The organism is Mesorhizobium sp. M7A.F.Ca.ET.027.02.1.1 (assembly GCF_004022985.1).
Lineage (GTDB): Bacteria > Pseudomonadota > Alphaproteobacteria > Rhizobiales > Rhizobiaceae > Mesorhizobium.
In genome coordinates this window covers 1-528 of sequence record NZ_RZOL01000907.1, presented here as the reverse complement: position 1 = coordinate 528, position 528 = coordinate 1, and the positions used below count along the sequence as shown (strand labels likewise).

Below are 528 nucleotides of genomic sequence, written 5' to 3'. Positions count from 1 at the left end.
GAACGTCGACAACGGTCCGAACGAAGAAGCGGACGCGCTGTATCTGATTGAAGAGCTGGCTAAACGTGGCATCGCCTATCTGCACATGTCCGAGCCGGACTGGGCTGGCGGTAAGCCTTACACGGACGCATTCCGTCAGAAAGTGCGCGAGCGTTTCCACGGGGTGATCATCGGTGCGGGGGCTTATACCCCGGAGAAAGCCGAAGACCTGATCGGCAAAGGGCTGATTGATGCCGTCGCGTTTGGCCGCGACTACATCGCCAACCCGGATCTGGTTGCCCGCCTGCAGAAAAAAGCGGCCCTGAACCCGCAGCGCCCTGAAAGCTTCTACGGCGGCGGCGCGGAAGGCTACACCGACTACCCTTCTCTGTAATCTCGCCGTTGTTCATTGATAGCGGCGATACTTCGCCGCTATACTAAAACATCGTTTCTGTTCAAAAAGACAGTCTATTTCATTGGTTAATGAGGAAATTATGCGCCTACTTCACACCATGCTGCGCGTTGGCGATCTGCAACGTTCCATTGATT

1 pseudogene is annotated in these 528 nt (G+C 55.5%); it reads left to right on the top strand.

What is annotated here, in order from left to right:
- Nucleotides 1-373, top strand: a pseudogene (locus EN749_RS36940) (alkene reductase); the annotation flags it as partial.
- Between the last annotated feature and the right edge of the window lie 155 nt (nucleotides 374-528).